Raw genomic sequence first — 14,014 nt, 5'->3', positions numbered from 1 at the left:
ACGACACGGTCCGCGCGGGATCCGCGCCTCTCCTCCGGTCTACCACATCGCCCCCAGGCACCCGCTCTACACTGGGAGGCTGCCGCCGCCCGTCCCCCCGACGACCCCGGACACAGCCGTATGACTCCTCCGCCTCTTCCGCGCGCCCGCATCGCGGGACTCGACGGCCTGCGCGCCGTCGCCGTGGTGCTCGTCGTCGTGTACCACCTCTTCCCCGACGCCTTCCTGCGGAGCGGCTACGTCGGCGTCGACGTGTTCTTCGTGATCTCCGGCTTCCTCATCACGACGCTCCTCCTGCGCGAACGTGCACGCGAGGGGCGGATCCGGCTGCGACGCTTCTGGGCGAGGCGCGCGCGGCGCCTGCTGCCCGCCCTCGCGGCCGTCGTCACCGTGAGCGCCTCGCTGGCCTGGCTGGTCGGCGGCGACGTCCTCGTCGACATGGGCCTCCAGGTGCTGGGGGCGGCCACGTTCTCGTACAACTGGGTGTCGATGGCCGACGGCGGCACCTACTTCTCCGCGGCCGACCCCGAGATCTTCCGCAACCTGTGGTCGCTCGCGGTCGAGGAGCAGTTCTACCTGCTCTGGCCTCTCCTGCTGCCGCTCTTCCTCCTGCTTCCCGGCCGCCGCTCGCGCGCCGCGGCCGCACTCGGGCTCGCGGCACTGTCGGCCGCGTGGGCGTTCACGAGCGTCGCCGCGGGCGCCGACCTCACTCGCGTCTATTTCGGCACCGACACGCACGCCTTCGGGCTCCTGATCGGCGTCGCCGTCGCGTTCGCCCTCCACGGCCTCGTCGTCAGGAGGTCGTCGGTCGCCGGCGTCGGACCCGTGTGGGGCGTGATCGTCGGAGCGCTCGCGACCGCGGGCATCGTGGCGGCCGCGGCCGTGGGCGGCGGCGAGGCCATCACGTTCCCGGCCTCGAGCCTCGCCGCGTCGCTCCTCACCGCCGTCGTGCTGCTGATCGCGGCGTGGCCGGGCTCGTGGTTCGGTCGCGCGCTCGACATCGCCCCGCTGCGGTGGCTCGGCGAACGGTCGTACGCGGTGTACCTGTGGCACTGGCCCCTCCTCGTGCTGCTGTCGTTCCAGCTCACCGGCGCAGGCCCCGAGACGGGCGTCCCGGTCCTGGCGGGCGCGGGCGTGGCGCTGGCTTCGGTCGTGCTGGCGGCCGGGTCGTACCGCTGGCTCGAGCAGCCCGTCCGCCGCCACGGATTCCGAGGTGCGCTCGCCCTGGCCCGCCACGGGCTGCGCGCGCGCCCGTCGCGGCGCGCCGCAACGCTGGCGGTCGCCCTCGTCGCCGCGCTCGCCCTCGGCGGCACGACGGCGGCGGTGGCGGCGGCGCCGCGCACCACCACGAGCCAGAGCGCGGTGGACGCCGGTCGCGATGCCCTGGAGCAGGCGCGCCGGCTGCCGACACCGGCCCCCGCGCCGGGGGCGCAGACGGTCGACGGCACCCGCGTGAGTGCCGTCGGCGACTCGGTCATGCTCGCCTCCGCCCCCGGGCTCCTCCAGGCGATGCCGGGTATCGAGGTCGACGCCGAGGTGTCGCGATCGCTGTGGGCCGGGGCGCGGATCATCGACGGTCTGGCCGCCTCGGGCGAACTGCGCGAGTATGTCGTGGTCGGCCTCGGCACGAACGGCCCGGTCTCGACCGAGGCGCTGCAGAGCATCGTCGACGCCGCCGGCCCCGATCGCTACGTCATCCTGGTGAACGCGTACGGACCGCGGGACTGGATCCCGGGCGTCAACAGCGACCTCACGGCGTTCGCGGCGTCGCACCCTCGCGTCGCCGTCGCCGACTGGTCGCAGGCGATCGCCGGGCACGGCGATCTGCTCGCCGGCGATCAGATCCACCCCGAGTCAGCCGGCGGCGACATCTACGCGCGCACCGTGAAGCGCGCGGTCGACGGTGCCGCGACCCAGCTCGCGGCGGCACAGTGGGCCGCCGAGCAGACCCGCACGACCCTGCTCGAACTGTTCGGCCGCGCCGAGGATCAGTAGCGGCGGACGAGCACCCGGTCGCGCTCGTACGGCGTGAACCCGAGACCGCCGTAGAGCGCGTTGGCGCCCGTCGGGCTCTCGGTGTCGACGTCGAGCACCGCCATGCCGAGGCCCGCTTCCCGCATTGCAGCGAGCGACCGCGAGATCACCGCCGGCGCCAGCCCGCGCCTGCGGTGCGACCGGACCACGCCGACGAGGTCGATGTACGCGTTGGGGCCGAGAACGGCGAAGTCGCCCTCGTTCACGGAAGCCAGGCAGAACGCGACGATCTCGCCGCCGTCGAGGGCCAGGGTGCACAGATCGGGCCGCAGGAACGGACCGCCGATGAACTGCTGCCAACGCTCCGGCGGGCTCGGCAGGCTGCCCCAATGGTCGCGGAACGCGTCGTTGCGCGCCAGCCGCGCGTCCTCGGCACGATCGGACGAGAACGGCACCAGCTCGATGCCGTCCGGCGTCGTCACCTCGACGATCGGTTCGGACAGGTCGCGGTGCATCGTCGAGAACCAGCGCTCGGTGCGGTAGCCGAGCGATTCGGCGATGCGCTCGAGAGCCGTGTCCTTCTCCGACGCGTACACCTGGATCTCGGCGGGCAGGCTCGCCCCCGCGGCATCCGCTGCCGCCGCCTCGCGCAGCTGCTCCTCCGCGCGTTCGTGCTGCCAGGCGAACAGCGCGGTGCCGATCCCGCGGCCGCGCCGGTCGGGCCGCACCGCGCCGGTGAGGTAGACGTGCAGGTGCTCCTCGCGCGAGGGATGCAGGGTGACGGTACCGACCGCGAGCGCCTCGCCGGCCTCGTCGAACGCGATCATCGTGTCGCGTTCATGATCGACGTGAGACAACTCGAACGTCTCGGCGACGTCCTCGCGCGGCGTCGTCCATGTCGGGTGGTCCACTCGGTCGGCGGCCACCAGCACGGCGTGGATGACGTCGATGTCGTCGCGGGTCGCCGTGCGCCAGTGCGCGACGGCGGGGCAGGTCGGTGCGTTCGGCGTGCTCACCCTTCCACCCTTGCACATCGGGCCCGCACCCTCCGAAGAGAGTGCGGGCCCGATGTCAGCGCGAGGCGCTGTTACTTCTTGTCGTCCTCGGCGGGAGCCTCAGCGGCGTCCTCGGCGGCAGCCTCAGCGGCTGCGCCCTCCTCCGGCGACTCGGCGCCGGCGTCGGCCGCGGCGTCGTCGGCGGGAGCCTCGGTGGTCTCCTCGACGGGAGCCTCCTCGACCGGAGCCTCCTCGGCGGCGGCCGGAGCGGCAGCAGCCGACTTCTTGGCCGACTTCGGCTTCGGGTTCACCGGCTCGAGCACGAGCTCGATGACAGCCATGGGAGCGTTGTCGCCCTTGCGGTTGCCGATCTTGGTGATGCGCGTGTAGCCACCCTCGCGCTCGGCGACGAGCGGAGCGATCTCGGCGAAGAGCTCGTGAACGACGCTCTTGTCGCCGATGACCGACGCGACGCGACGGCGGGCGTGCAGGTCGCCGCGCTTCGCGAAGGTCACCAGACGCTCGGCGTACGGACGCAGGCGCTTCGCCTTGGTCTCGGTCGTGGTGATCGACTTGTGGGTGAACAGGGCCGCGGCGAGGTTCGCGAGAAGCAGGCGCTCGTGTGCGGGGCCGCCTCCGAGGCGGGGACCCTTGGTGGGCTTAGGCATTTTTGATTACTCCAGGAAGAAAGGGGGGCTCAGAGGTTCTCGTCGTCGTATCCGCCGTAGAAGTGCGCACCGTCGAACCCGGGAACCGAGTCCTTCAGCGACAGGCCGAGCGAGACGAGCTTGTCGCGCACCTCATCGACCGACTTCTGACCGAAGTTGCGGATGTTCATGAGCTGGGTCTCCGAGAGGGCGACCAGCTCGGACACCGTGTTGATGCCCTCGCGCTTGAGGCAGTTGTACGAGCGGACCGACAGGTCGAGGTCCTCGATCGGCATCGACAGCTCGTTGGTGAGAACCTCGGCGACCGGCGCGGGGCCGATCTCGATGCCCTCGGCCTCGACGTTCAGCTCGCGGGCGAGACCGAACAGCTCGACGAGCGTACGTCCGGCCGAAGCGACGGCGTCGCGCGGCGAGATGGACGCCTTCGACTCGACGTCGAGGACGAGCTTGTCGAAGTCGGTGCGCTCACCGGCACGGGTGGCCTCGACGCGGTAGCTGACCTTGAGCACGGGCGAGTAGATCGAGTCGATCGGGATCTGACCGGCCTCGGCGTACTCGTTGCGGTTCTGGGTCGCGGAAACGTAGCCGCGACCGCGCTCGATGACGAGCTCGAGCTCGAACTTCGCGCTGTCGTTGAGCGTCGCGATGACCAGGTCGGGGTTGTGCACCTCGACACCGGCGGGAGCCGAGATGTCGGCGGCCGTGACCTCACCGGCACCGGTCTTGCGCAGGTACGCCGTGATGGGCTCGTCGCGCTCGGACGAGACGACCAGCTGCTTGATGTTGAGGATGATCTCGGTGACATCCTCCTTCACGCCCGGAATCGTGCTGAACTCGTGCAGCACACCGTCGAAGCGGATGCTGGTGACTGCGGCACCCGGGATGGACGACAGCAGGCTGCGGCGCAGCGCGTTGCCGATGGTGTAGCCGAAGCCGGGCTCGAGCGGCTCGACGACGAACCGGCTGCGGAACTCGCCGATCTTCTCCTCGGTCAGAGTGGGACGCTGTGCGATGAGCACTATGTGTTCCTTTCGATCACGTGACCGCTATATGACACGTGCAATTCAGTGAGGTGTTGAGTTTTCAAGGAAACGACGGAAGTCCGGATGCCGCGCGATGCGGCATCCGGATCCGTGTCAGCTCAGACGCGGCGGCGCTTGGGGGGACGGCAGCCGTTGTGGGCCTGCGGCGTGACGTCCTGGATGGACCCCACCTCGAGGCCGGCGGCCGTCAGCGAGCGGATCGCGGTCTCGCGGCCCGAACCGGGGCCCTTGACGAAGACGTCGACCTTCTTGACGCCGTGCTCCTGCGCCTGGCGCGCAGCGGACTCGGCGGCCATGCCGGCGGCGTAGGGGGTCGACTTGCGCGAGCCCTTGAAGCCGACGCCACCCGAGGAGGCCCAGCTGATGACGGCGCCCGACGGGTCGGTGATCGAGACGATCGTGTTGTTGAACGTCGACTTGATGTGGGCGTGGCCCAGCGCGATGTTCTTCTTCTCCTTGCGGCGCGGCTTGCGCGCTGCGGACTTGGCCTGTGCCATGTGCGTGTTCTCCTAAACCTGTGGGGGCCGCGCCTTAGCGCGCCTTCTTCTTGCCGGCGACGGTGCGCTTGGGACCCTTGCGCGTACGCGCGTTGGTCTTGGTGCGCTGACCGCGCACGGGCAGGCCACGGCGGTGGCGCAGACCCTCGTAGGAACCGATCTCGACCTTGCGGCGGATGTCGGCGGCGACCTCGCGGCGCAGGTCACCCTCCACCTTGTAGTTGCCCTCGATGTAGTCGCGGAGCGCGACGAGCTGGTCGTCGGTGAGGTCTTTGACGCGGATGTTCTCGTCGATCTCCGTCGCTGCGAGGATCTCGTTCGAGCGGGTACGGCCCACGCCGTAGATGTACGTGAGGGCGATCACCACGCGCTTGTCGCGCGGGATGTCAACGCCGGCAAGACGTGCCATGCGGTTCTCCTAGGAGTAATCGAAGGTGTGGAGCAGGATCGGTGCTCGGGCCTTCGTCCCGAGGTGTCCCCCGCCGGCTGCGCCGCGCGGGTTCTGATCTGCCAGAGGTGTATTGAGTTGTCGTCGTACCGGGTGCCGCGTAGACGCGGCATCCGATCAGCCCTGGCGCTGCTTGTGACGCGGGTTCGACTTGCAGATGACCATGACGCGACCGTGGCGACGGATGACCTTGCAGTGGTCGCAGATGGGCTTGACGGAGGGGTTGACCTTCATGATGTTCCTGATTCGCTGTCTTCGCCGACGGAGCAGGGGCTCCGGGGCGTTACTTCTCGACCGGCGTGCGCTGGGCTCAGCGGTAGCGGTAGACGATGCGACCGCGGGTCAGGTCGTAGGGGCTGAGCTCCACGACCACGCGGTCTTCGGGGATGATGCGGATGTAGTTCTGCCGCATCTTGCCCGAGATCGTTGCGAGGACCTTGTGCCCGTTGCTGAGCTCGACGCGGAACATCGCGTTGGGCAGAGCCTCGGAGATCACGCCCTCGATCTCGATGACACCGTCTTTCTTCGCCATACGCTCGCTTACAGTTGTGCAGGCCGGTCGGTCTGCGTTGGATGGGATTTTCGGTGACACGCCAAGAGAGGCGCAACGCACCAAAGAGCAAGCATACGCGCTACCGCACGCTCCAGCAACTCGCCGTATCTCGCACGGCGCGTCGCCCCGCTCCGCTCAGTTGAAGAGCGTCGCGAACGAACCGCGGGCCGGGATCGTGCTGTTCGAGATCGTCTCGCCGTTGACGGCGATCGTCGGCGTTCCGACGCGGTCCGATCCGGGCTGGAGCGGCGTCTCCTTGGTCTTCGCGGCGACGTAGGACTCGTAGGTGCGGTCGGTGACGCACGAGTCGATGCCCGTCACCCCCGCATCGGATGCGATCTGCAGGAGCTGCTCGTCGGTGAGACCCGTCGACTGCTCGGCGGGCTGCTGCTCGAAGAGGGCCTGCATGAACGGGACGGCGGCGTCGGGGTCGGCCTCGGCGACGCAGTACATCGCATTGGCCGAACGCGTCGAGTACTCGGTGCCCTGCGACGCACGGTCGAGGATCGAGATCGGGTGGATCTTGAGGGTGATCGTTCCGTCGTTCACGAGATCGAGGATCTCGGGTCCGTAGGTCGTCTCGAACTGACCGCAGATCGGGCACATGAAGTCGACGTACGTGTCGAGCGTCTGCGAGCCGTCTCCGACGACGACGGCGCCGGTCTCCTGCTCGATGCCCGAGCCGGTGGGCGGGGTGCCGGGGTCGGTCGCGCTGTTGTTCATCCACACGACCAGCGCGACAATGAGGGCCACCACGACCACCACGGCCGTCGACACCCAGATCGCGAACCAGTTGGTCTTGCCCGTCGCCGCAGTAGCCATCACTTCTCTCCTCAGCCGATTTCCGTCGGCACGATTCCATACGGGGCGAGCCCCGCGGCGCCACCGTCGGGCGCCGTGAGAACCCAGATGCCCCCATCATGCACCGCGACGCTATGTTCCCAATGGGAGCCGTCCGAGCCGTCGATCGTCGAGACCGTCCAGTCGTCGTCCTCGGTGAACGTCTCCTCCGAGCCGGCCACGACCATCGGCTCGATCGCGAGCACGAGACCGGGCTTCACCTCGGGGCCGAGGTCCGCCACGCGGTAGTTGAAGACCGAGGGCGCTTCATGCATCTTGCGGCCGATGCCGTGCCCGACGTAGTCGCGCAGGATGCCGTACTGCTCGCCGGACGCCTCGATCGAGGTCTGGATCGCGTCACCGATCTCGCCGATGCGCTTGGCGTTGGCCATGGCGGCGATGCCGGCCCACAGCGATTCCTCGGTGACCTGCGACAGCCGCTCGCGCGACGCGACGAGCTCCGGTCGCTCGGGATCGGGGATGACGATCGTGAACGCCGAGTCGCCGTTCCAGCCGCGGAACTGCGCGCCGGCGTCGATCGAGAGGATGTCGCCCGGCTCCAGCGGACGCGAGTTCGGGATGCCGTGCACGACCTGCTCGTTGACCGACGCGCACACGGTGTGGCGGTAGCCCCGGACGAGCTGGAAGTTCGACTCGGCGCCGCGTGAGCGGATCACGTCCGCGGCGATGGCATCGAGCTCGAGCGTCGTCACGCCGGGCGCGACATGGTCGCGCACCGCCTGCAGGGCCGCGGCCGTGATCAGGCCGGGCTCGACCATCGCCTGCAGCTGGGCAGGCGACTTGTAGATGGAGCGGCGACCGATCACGCCGCGATGCCGCGGGCCGTCAGAGCCGCGGTGATCCGCTCGGTGATCTCGTCGAGCGAGCCGACACCGTCGATTTGATCGACGATCCCGCGCTCGCGGAAGACGTCGAGGATCGGGGCGGTCTCGTTCTCGTAGATCGAGAGGCGCTTGGCGATCGACTCCTCGTTGTCGTCGTCGCGACCCTGCTCGGCCGCACGCTTGGAGAGTCGCGCGATGGACTCCTCGCGGGGGACGACGAGCTCGATCACGGCCGTCAGCTCTTCGCCGCGACCCTGGAGGAAACCGTCGAGATCGCGGACCTGAGCCAGGTTGCGCGGGTACCCGTCGAGCAGGAAGCCGCCGGCAGCGTCGGCCTGCTCCAGCCGGTCGCGCACGATCGCGCTCGTCAGCTCGTCGGGAACCAGGTCGCCGGCGTCGATGATCGCCTTGACCTGCTGGCCGAGCTCGGTGCCCTCCTTGACGTTCGCCCGGAAGACGTCGCCCGTCGAGACGGCGGGGATGCCCAGCGCCTCGGCGATGCGCACTCCCTGAGTGCCCTTGCCCGAGCCCTGGGGCCCGACGATCAGCAGACGTGCAGCCGTCATCGCAGCAGCCCTTCGTAGTGGCGCTGCTGGAGCTGCGCGTCGATCTGCTTCACCGTCTCGAGTCCGACACCGACGATGATGAGGATCGAGGCGCCGCCGAACGGGAAGTTCTGGTTGGCACCGACCGTCGCGAGCGCGATCAGCGGAAGCAGGGCGATGAGACCCAGGTAGATCGAGCCGGGAGCGGTGATGCGGGTGAGGACGTAGTCGAGGTACTCCGCGGTGGGCCGGCCGGCACGGATGCCGGGGATGAACCCGCCGTACTTCTTCATGTTGTCCGCGACGTCGACCGGGTTGAACGTGATGGCCACGTAGAAGTAGGTGAAGCCGATGATCAGCAGGAAGTAGACCGCCATGTACAGCGGGCTGTCGCCGGTCGTGAAGTACTGCTGGATCCAGGCCACCCAGCCGGGCACGTTGCCGTCGGCATCCGGGTTCTGGTTGAACTGCGCGATCAGCGCGGGGATGTACAGCAGCGACGACGCGAAGATGACCGGGACGACACCCGCCATGTTGACCTTGATGGGAATGTACGTGTTCGTGCCGCCGTACGTGCGCCGGCCGACCATGCGCTTGGCGTACTGGACCGGGATGCGCCGCTGCGACTGCTCGACGAAGACGACGAGGGCGACGACGGCGATGCCCACCGCGAGCACGAGGAGGAAGATCTCGAAGCCGCGGGCGATCGCGATCGACCAGAGGGCCGCGGGGAACGTGGCGGCGATCGAGGTGAAGATGAGGATCGACATGCCGTTGCCGACGCCGCGCTCGGTGACGAGCTCAGCGAACCACATGATCAGGCCGGTGCCGGCGGTCATCGTGATGATCATCAGAAGCTGGGCGTACCAGGCCTCCGAGGTCACGAGCTGAGCGCACTCGGGAACACCGGTCACCGGGATCAGCTGACCCGAGCGGGCGACCGTGACGAGCGTCGTGGACTGCAGCAGCGCCAGCGCGATGGTCAGGTAGCGGGTGTACTGCGTGAGCTTCGCCTGGCCGGACTGACCCTCCTTGTAGAGGGTCTCGAAGTGCGGGATGACCACGCGCAGCAGCTGCACGATAATCGTCGCGGTGATGTACGGCATGACGCCGAGCGCGAAGATCGACAGCTGCAGCAGGGCGCCGCCCGAGAACAGGTTCACGAGCGAGAGCAGGCCCTGCGCGGTGCCGCTCTGGTCGAGACAGCTCTGCACGTTCGGGAAGTTCACGAACGGCGTCGGCACGTGCGCGCCCAGGCGGTAGATGGCGATGATCGCCAGGGTGAAGCCGATCTTCCGCCGGAGATCCGGAGTGCGGAAAACCCGCGCTATGGCGCTGAACAAGTGGATTCCTCCCAAGGGATGGGCGGCGTCTCGGGAAGACACCGTCAACCAGGGTATCCCAGGCCGTTCACAGGCGCGCCTCGGATACGACGAAGCGAGGGCCGGAGCGAACTCCGGCCCTCGCTGGCGAATTACTTGATGGACCCGCCGGCCGCGACGATCTTCTGCTCGGCAGAGCCCGAGACCTTGTCGACCGACACGTTCAGCGCCACCGAGATGTCGCCGGTGCCGAGCACCTTGACCTTCTCGTTCTTGCGGACGGCACCCTTCGCGACCAGGTCGGTGATGGTGACGTCACCGCCCTGCGGGTAGAGCTCCGCGAGCTTGTCCAGGTTCACGACCTGGTACTCGACGCGGAACGGGTTCTTGAACCCGCGCAGCTTGGGGGTGCGCATGTGGAGCGGCATCTGGCCACCCTCGAAGCCCGCCTTGACCTGGTACCGGGCCTTCTGACCCTTGGTTCCGCGGCCCGCGGTCTTACCCTTCGAGCCCTCACCGCGGCCGACACGGGTCTTCGCCGTGTTGGATCCGGGCACGGGACGCAGGTGGTGGACCTTCAGCACACCGGGACGAGCGGCCGTGGTCTCGGCCTTCGCCTTCTTGTCGTCCTTCTTCTCAGCCATCAGTCGATCTCCTCAACCTTCACGAGGTGCGCGACGGTCTTGACGTAGCCGCGCGTCTGCGCGTCGTCGGGACGGACGACCGAGTCGCCGATCCGCTTGAGACCCAGCGAACGCAGCGTGTCGCGCTGGTTCTGCTTCTCGCTCACCTTGGACTTGACCTGGGTGACCTTCAGTCGAGCGGCCATCAGGCACCTACCTTCTGTGCGGCGTTCGCCTCGGCCTCAGCGCGCACGAGGCGAGCCGGTGCGACCTGGTCGAAGTCCAGGCCACGGCGTGCGGCGACCGCACGGGGCTCCTCGAGCTGCTTCAGTGCCTCGACGGTCGCGTGCACGATGTTGATCGTGTTCGACGAGCCGAGCGACTTCGACAGGACGTCGTGGATACCGGCGCACTCGAGCACGGCGCGGACGGGACCACCGGCGATAACACCGGTACCGGCGGCGGCGGGGCGCAGGAGCACCACGCCGGCGGCTGCCTCACCCTGCACGGGGTGCGGGATGGTCGAGCCGGTGCGGGGAACGCGGAAGAAGTTGCGCTTGGCCTCTTCGACACCCTTCGAGATGGCGAGGGGGACCTCACGCGCCTTGCCGTAGCCGACGCCGACCAGCCCGTTGCCGTCGCCGACGACGACGAGAGCGGTGAAGCTGAAGCGACGACCACCCTTGACGACCTTCGACACGCGGTTGATGGTGACGACGCGCTCCAGGAACTGGCTCTTGTCGGCGTCGCGCGAACCGCGGTCGCGGTTGTTGCTGCGCTCGCGGCTGCCGCGGCGGGGCTCGCGGGCCTCGCGCTCGACGGGAGCGGTGCCTGCGGCCTGCTCGGTCGTAGCCTGTTCGGTCACAGGGTTCTCTCCGTTGTTGTTGGTCACTGCATCGCTCACAGGTTCAGACCTCCCTCGCGAGCGCCGTCGGCGATCGCTGCGACACGGCCCGCGTAGCGGTTGCCACCGCGGTCGAACACGACGTCTTCGACGCCGGCGGCCTTGGCGCGCTCGGCGACGAGCTCGCCGACCTTGCGGGCCTTGGCGGTCTTGTCACCGTCGAACGTGCGCAGGTCGGCCTCGAGGGTCGACGCCGAAGCCACGGTGTGACCCTTGGCGTCGTCGACGAGCTGCACGAAGACGTGGCGGGCCGAGCGGGTCACGACCAGGCGCGGCCGGGCCTCGGTGCCCACGATCTTCTTGCGAAGGCGGGCGTGACGACGCGCGCGCGCGTCGGACTTGCTCTTCACAGCCATGCTTACTTACCAGCCTTTCCGGCCTTGCGGCGGACGACCTCGCCCGCGTACCGCACACCCTTGCCCTTATAGGGCTCGGGCTTGCGGATCTTGCGGATGTTGGCCGCGGTCTCGCCGACCGCCTGCTTGTCGATGCCGCTGACCGTGAGCTTGTTGTTGCCCTCGACGGTCAGGGTGATGCCGGCGGGTGCCTCGACGGTGACGGGGTGCGAGAAGCCGAGAGCGAACTCGACGGACGAGCCCTTCTGAGCGACGCGGTAACCGGTGCCGACGACCTCGAGACCCTTGGTGTAGCCCTGGGTCACGCCGATGATGTTGTTGTTGATCAGGGTGCGGGTCAGGCCGTGCAGGGCACGCGACTCGCGCTCGTCATCCGGACGGGTGACGAGAACCTGGTTCTCCTCGACCTTGGCCTCGATGGGCTTGGCGACGGTCAGTCGCAGCTCGCCCTTGGGGCCCGTGACGAGGACGTCCTGTCCGGTGACCTCGACGGTCACACCGGCAGGGATGTCGATGGGGAGACGTCCAATACGCGACATCAGATCACCACACGTAGGCGAGGACTTCCCCGCCGACGCCCTTCGAGTCGGCCTGGCGGTCCGTGAGGAGGCCAGAGGAGGTGGACAGAATCGCGACACCCAGGCCACCGAGGACCGTGGGCAGCTCGGTCGACTTCGCGTACACGCGGAGACCGGGCTTGGAGACGCGCTTGATGCCGGCGATCGACCGCTCGCGGTTGGGGCCGTACTTCAGCGTCATGGTGAGGGTCTGGCCGACGCGGGCATCGGTGACCTCCCAGCCGGAGATGTAGCCCTCCTGCTTGAGGATCTCGGCGATGTTGGTCTTGAGCTTCGAGCTCGGCAGCGACACGGAGTCGTGGTGCGCCGAGTTCGCGTTGCGCAGACGGGTCAGCATATCTGCGACCGGGTCTGTCATCGTCATAGGTGTGTTCCTTCGATCATGAGGTTTCGACTGCCGTTACACGACAGGCGACCTTCGATGAATGTCCATATTCAGTTGTGCAGTCGTTCGGCCCCGGAGCATGCCCCGAGGCCGAACGATCGATTGTACCGGATTACGCCTGGGCGTCGTCCGACTTGAACGGGAAGCCGAGCTGGCGGAGCAGCGAGCGTCCCTCGTCATCCGACTTCGCCGTGGTGACGATCGTGATGTCGAAACCACGGACGCGGTCGATCCGGTCCTGGTTGATCTCGTGGAAGACCGCCTGCTCCTGCAGACCGAAGGTGTAGTTGCCGTGACCGTCGAACTGCTTGGGCGACAGACCGCGGAAGTCGCGGATGCGGGGCAGCGCGAGGTTCACGAGACGGTCGATGAACTCCCACGCACGGTCACCGCGGAGCGTGACGTGCGCGCCGATGGCCTGGCCCTCGCGCAGCTTGAACTGCGCGATGGACTTGCGGGCCTTCGTGACGATCGGCTTCTGACCCGTGATCTTCGTCAGGTCGTCCACGGCGCCGTCGATCACCTTGCTGTCGCGAGCTGCCTCGCCGACACCGGTGTTCACGACGACCTTCACGAGACCGGGGATCTGCATGACGTTGGCGTAGCCGAACTCTTCCTGCAGAGCCTTCTTGATCTCGCTCTGGTACTTCTGCTTCAGGCGGGGCTGGATCTTGCCAGCCGCCGCGGCAGTGGTGCTGCTCATATTCAGAGGTCCTTGCCGCTCTTCTTCGCGTAACGCACGCGGACGGTGCGCTTCACGCCGTCCTTCGTCTTCTCCTCGACGCGGTGGCCGACGCGGGTCGGCTTCTTCGTCTCGGGGTCGACGACCTGGACGTTCGAGATGTGGATGGGGGCCTCGAAGGTCTCGATGCCGCCCGTCTTGGTGCCACGCTGCGTCTGGCCGACGCGGGTGTGCTTGGTGACGTAGTTCACGCCCTCGACGATGACGCGGTTCTGCTCGACGAGGACCTCGAGGACCTTGCCCTGCTTGCCACGGTCGCCGCCGCGCTCGGGCTTGGCGCCCGTGATGACCTGAACCAGGTCACCCTTCTTGATGTTCGCCATGATCAGATGACCTCCGGGGCGAGCGAGACGATCTTCATGAACTTCTTGTCGCGAAGCTCACGACCGACCGGTCCGAAGATGCGGGTGCCGCGGGGCTCCCCGTCGTTCTTCAGGATGACGGCGGCGTTCTCGTCGAACTTGATGTACGAGCCGTCGGGACGGCGCGTCTGCTTGACGGTGCGGACGATGACGGCCTTGACGACATCACCCTTCTTGACGTTGCCACCGGGGATCGCGTCCTTGACGGTGGCGACGATGATGTCGCCCAGTCCGGCGTACCGGCGGGCGGAGCCGCCGAGCACGCGGATGGTGAGCAGCTCCTTGGCGCCGGTGTTGTCGGCGACCTTGAGGCGGGATTCGGTCTGAATCATGA

21 protein-coding genes are annotated in these 14,014 nt (G+C 68.1%); 1 reads left to right on the top strand and 20 read right to left on the bottom strand.

The genetic code is table 11. The annotated features are described in order from the left end of the window. Window positions 1-120: 120 nt before the first annotated feature. Window positions 121-1,995: an acyltransferase family protein gene (locus ABIC53_RS14645; RefSeq protein WP_274179218.1), complete on the top strand. Its 1,875-nt coding sequence runs from the start codon at window positions 121-123 to the stop codon at window positions 1,993-1,995. Here ABIC53_RS14645 and ABIC53_RS14640 read toward each other — a convergent pair. The 20 genes from ABIC53_RS14640 to rplN form a co-directional block, all read right to left on the bottom strand. Continuing rightward, window positions 1,989-2,990 carry a GNAT family N-acetyltransferase gene (locus ABIC53_RS14640; RefSeq protein WP_274179219.1) on the bottom strand — a complete coding sequence of 334 codons (1,002 nt, stop codon included), beginning with the start codon at window positions 2,988-2,990 and terminating at the stop codon, window positions 1,989-1,991. The two genes, ABIC53_RS14645 and ABIC53_RS14640, sit on opposite strands and share 7 nt — an antisense overlap. 71 nt (window positions 2,991-3,061) lie before the next feature. Further along, window positions 3,062-3,637 (bottom strand): 50S ribosomal protein L17, encoded by a 576-nt coding sequence (gene rplQ, locus ABIC53_RS14635; RefSeq protein ID WP_114588838.1) that lies wholly within the window; start codon window positions 3,635-3,637, stop codon window positions 3,062-3,064. Window positions 3,638-3,666: 29 nt separating this feature from the next. After that, on the bottom strand, window positions 3,667-4,656 hold the full coding sequence (locus ABIC53_RS14630; RefSeq protein WP_023954080.1) for a DNA-directed RNA polymerase subunit alpha: 990 nt from the start codon (window positions 4,654-4,656) through the stop codon (window positions 3,667-3,669). Window positions 4,657-4,778: 122 nt separating this feature from the next. After that, window positions 4,779-5,177: a 30S ribosomal protein S11 gene (gene rpsK, locus ABIC53_RS14625; protein ID WP_023954078.1), complete on the bottom strand. Its 399-nt coding sequence runs from the start codon at window positions 5,175-5,177 to the stop codon at window positions 4,779-4,781. A 34-nt stretch (window positions 5,178-5,211) separates the two neighbouring features. Next, window positions 5,212-5,586, bottom strand: coding sequence for a 30S ribosomal protein S13 (gene rpsM / locus ABIC53_RS14620; protein ID WP_023954076.1), 375 nt, complete (start codon window positions 5,584-5,586; stop codon window positions 5,212-5,214). 156 nt (window positions 5,587-5,742) lie between these two features. Further along, window positions 5,743-5,859, bottom strand: coding sequence for a 50S ribosomal protein L36 (gene rpmJ, locus ABIC53_RS14615; protein WP_005050492.1), 117 nt, complete (start codon window positions 5,857-5,859; stop codon window positions 5,743-5,745). Window positions 5,860-5,935: 76 nt separating this feature from the next. After that, window positions 5,936-6,157, bottom strand: coding sequence for a translation initiation factor IF-1 (gene infA, locus ABIC53_RS14610; RefSeq protein WP_017201569.1), 222 nt, complete (start codon window positions 6,155-6,157; stop codon window positions 5,936-5,938). Between the two features lie 156 nt (window positions 6,158-6,313). Continuing rightward, a complete protein-coding gene (locus ABIC53_RS14605; RefSeq protein WP_112617796.1) occupies window positions 6,314-7,000 on the bottom strand; it encodes a DsbA family protein in 687 nt (228 codons plus the stop codon). Window positions 7,001-7,011: 11 nt separating this feature from the next. After that, on the bottom strand, window positions 7,012-7,845 hold the full coding sequence (gene map / locus ABIC53_RS14600) for a type I methionyl aminopeptidase (protein ID WP_274179220.1): 834 nt from the start codon (window positions 7,843-7,845) through the stop codon (window positions 7,012-7,014). Continuing rightward, a complete protein-coding gene (locus ABIC53_RS14595) occupies window positions 7,842-8,429 on the bottom strand; it encodes an adenylate kinase (RefSeq protein WP_274179221.1) in 588 nt (195 codons plus the stop codon). Before ABIC53_RS14595 ends, map begins: the two co-directional genes overlap by 4 nt. Beyond that, on the bottom strand, window positions 8,426-9,751 hold the full coding sequence (gene secY / locus ABIC53_RS14590) for a preprotein translocase subunit SecY (protein WP_112617794.1): 1,326 nt from the start codon (window positions 9,749-9,751) through the stop codon (window positions 8,426-8,428). The genes ABIC53_RS14595 and secY overlap by 4 nt, the downstream gene beginning before the upstream one ends. Window positions 9,752-9,882: 131 nt before the next feature. Then, entirely contained in the window at window positions 9,883-10,374 is a 492-nt protein-coding gene (gene rplO, locus ABIC53_RS14585) for a 50S ribosomal protein L15 (protein ID WP_181574259.1), read from the bottom strand. Continuing rightward, a complete protein-coding gene (gene rpmD, locus ABIC53_RS14580) occupies window positions 10,374-10,559 on the bottom strand; it encodes a 50S ribosomal protein L30 (protein WP_023954062.1) in 186 nt (61 codons plus the stop codon). The genes rplO and rpmD overlap by 1 nt, the downstream gene beginning before the upstream one ends. Then, window positions 10,559-11,257, bottom strand: coding sequence for a 30S ribosomal protein S5 (gene rpsE / locus ABIC53_RS14575; protein ID WP_023954060.1), 699 nt, complete (start codon window positions 11,255-11,257; stop codon window positions 10,559-10,561). Before rpsE ends, rpmD begins: the two co-directional genes overlap by 1 nt. Further along, a complete protein-coding gene (gene rplR / locus ABIC53_RS14570) occupies window positions 11,254-11,613 on the bottom strand; it encodes a 50S ribosomal protein L18 (RefSeq protein ID WP_112617793.1) in 360 nt (119 codons plus the stop codon). Before rplR ends, rpsE begins: the two co-directional genes overlap by 4 nt. A gap of 2 nt (window positions 11,614-11,615) precedes the next feature. Beyond that, window positions 11,616-12,152 (bottom strand): 50S ribosomal protein L6, encoded by a 537-nt coding sequence (gene rplF, locus ABIC53_RS14565; protein WP_112617792.1) that lies wholly within the window; start codon window positions 12,150-12,152, stop codon window positions 11,616-11,618. 4 nt (window positions 12,153-12,156) lie between these two features. Continuing rightward, window positions 12,157-12,555: a 30S ribosomal protein S8 gene (gene rpsH / locus ABIC53_RS14560; protein WP_112617791.1), complete on the bottom strand. Its 399-nt coding sequence runs from the start codon at window positions 12,553-12,555 to the stop codon at window positions 12,157-12,159. 133 nt (window positions 12,556-12,688) lie between these two features. Next, window positions 12,689-13,279, bottom strand: coding sequence for a 50S ribosomal protein L5 (rplE, locus tag ABIC53_RS14555; protein WP_112617790.1), 591 nt, complete (start codon window positions 13,277-13,279; stop codon window positions 12,689-12,691). Window positions 13,280-13,281: 2 nt separating this feature from the next. Continuing rightward, window positions 13,282-13,641 (bottom strand): 50S ribosomal protein L24, encoded by a 360-nt coding sequence (rplX, locus tag ABIC53_RS14550; RefSeq protein ID WP_112617789.1) that lies wholly within the window; start codon window positions 13,639-13,641, stop codon window positions 13,282-13,284. Window positions 13,642-13,643: 2 nt separating this feature from the next. Beyond that, entirely contained in the window at window positions 13,644-14,012 is a 369-nt protein-coding gene (rplN, locus tag ABIC53_RS14545; RefSeq protein WP_023954050.1) for a 50S ribosomal protein L14, read from the bottom strand. Window positions 14,013-14,014: the final 2 nt, after the last annotated feature.

The organism is Microbacterium sp. 1262 (assembly GCF_040544895.1).
In the GTDB taxonomy this organism is placed as follows: Bacteria; Actinomycetota; Actinomycetes; order Actinomycetales; family Microbacteriaceae; genus Microbacterium; species Microbacterium plantarum.
Note: the sequence above shows the minus strand (reverse complement) of the source record. Positions and strands in the feature narration are given on the sequence as shown.

Coding starts and splice junctions, on each gene's coding strand:
- ABIC53_RS14645 (WP_274179218.1), top strand. CDS start 121: ATGACTCCTCCGCCTCTTCCGCGCGCCCGCATCGCGGGACTCGACGGC.
- rplQ (WP_114588838.1), bottom strand. CDS start 3,637: ATGCCTAAGCCCACCAAGGGTCCCCGCCTCGGAGGCGGCCCCGCACAC.
- rpsK (WP_023954078.1), bottom strand. CDS start 5,177: ATGGCACAGGCCAAGTCCGCAGCGCGCAAGCCGCGCCGCAAGGAGAAG.
- rpsM (WP_023954076.1), bottom strand. CDS start 5,586: ATGGCACGTCTTGCCGGCGTTGACATCCCGCGCGACAAGCGCGTGGTG.
- rpmJ (WP_005050492.1), bottom strand. CDS start 5,859: ATGAAGGTCAACCCCTCCGTCAAGCCCATCTGCGACCACTGCAAGGTC.
- infA (WP_017201569.1), bottom strand. CDS start 6,157: ATGGCGAAGAAAGACGGTGTCATCGAGATCGAGGGCGTGATCTCCGAG.
- ABIC53_RS14605 (WP_112617796.1), bottom strand. CDS start 7,000: ATGGCTACTGCGGCGACGGGCAAGACCAACTGGTTCGCGATCTGGGTG.
- ABIC53_RS14595 (WP_274179221.1), bottom strand. CDS start 8,429: ATGACGGCTGCACGTCTGCTGATCGTCGGGCCCCAGGGCTCGGGCAAG.
- rplO (WP_181574259.1), bottom strand. CDS start 10,374: ATGGCTGAGAAGAAGGACGACAAGAAGGCGAAGGCCGAGACCACGGCC.
- rpmD (WP_023954062.1), bottom strand. CDS start 10,559: ATGGCCGCTCGACTGAAGGTCACCCAGGTCAAGTCCAAGGTGAGCGAG.
- rplR (WP_112617793.1), bottom strand. CDS start 11,613: ATGGCTGTGAAGAGCAAGTCCGACGCGCGCGCGCGTCGTCACGCCCGC.
- rplF (WP_112617792.1), bottom strand. CDS start 12,152: ATGTCGCGTATTGGACGTCTCCCCATCGACATCCCTGCCGGTGTGACC.
- rpsH (WP_112617791.1), bottom strand. CDS start 12,555: ATGACGATGACAGACCCGGTCGCAGATATGCTGACCCGTCTGCGCAAC.
- rplE (WP_112617790.1), bottom strand. CDS start 13,279: ATGAGCAGCACCACTGCCGCGGCGGCTGGCAAGATCCAGCCCCGCCTG.
- rplX (WP_112617789.1), bottom strand. CDS start 13,641: ATGGCGAACATCAAGAAGGGTGACCTGGTTCAGGTCATCACGGGCGCC.
- rplN (WP_023954050.1), bottom strand. CDS start 14,012: ATGATTCAGACCGAATCCCGCCTCAAGGTCGCCGACAACACCGGCGCC.